Genomic DNA, 298 nt, shown 5'->3' with positions numbered 1-298 from the left:
GAAAACAGTGAACTTGTCATGAATGTTTCTAGTAAGCATGTGGATATCATCAAACGGTATGAGGATGGTACTTATTTAGATTTGTTCGTGATTGAAAGTCAAAGCTATGGCGATCCGTCTATGGTCGCAAGAGTCATGGAATATGAAAGCGTTGCTCGTATGCGTTATATTCGCCAAAACTTTAAGCAACATGTACCTATGCATACAAGACTTCCCATGATTTTAACAGTCGTCTTATATGTGGGTGAATCCAAGTGGAATGCTGCTAAAAGATTGAGTGAACTAGAAATTATTCATC

At 37.9% G+C, this 298-nt stretch carries 1 protein-coding gene; it reads left to right on the top strand.

All coding sequences use genetic code 11. From position 1 onward, the window contains the following. A partial coding sequence (locus LJE08_RS13950) for an Rpn family recombination-promoting nuclease/putative transposase (protein WP_227403575.1) occupies window positions 1-298 on the top strand: 298 nt, incomplete at both ends.

It is taken from the genome of Holdemanella sp. DFI.5.55, from assembly GCF_020593575.1.
Lineage (GTDB): Bacteria > Bacillota_I > Bacilli_A > Erysipelotrichales > Erysipelotrichaceae > Holdemanella > Holdemanella hominis.
The sequence above is the reverse complement of the archived record's forward strand: the minus strand, read 5'-3'. Positions and strand labels throughout refer to the sequence as shown.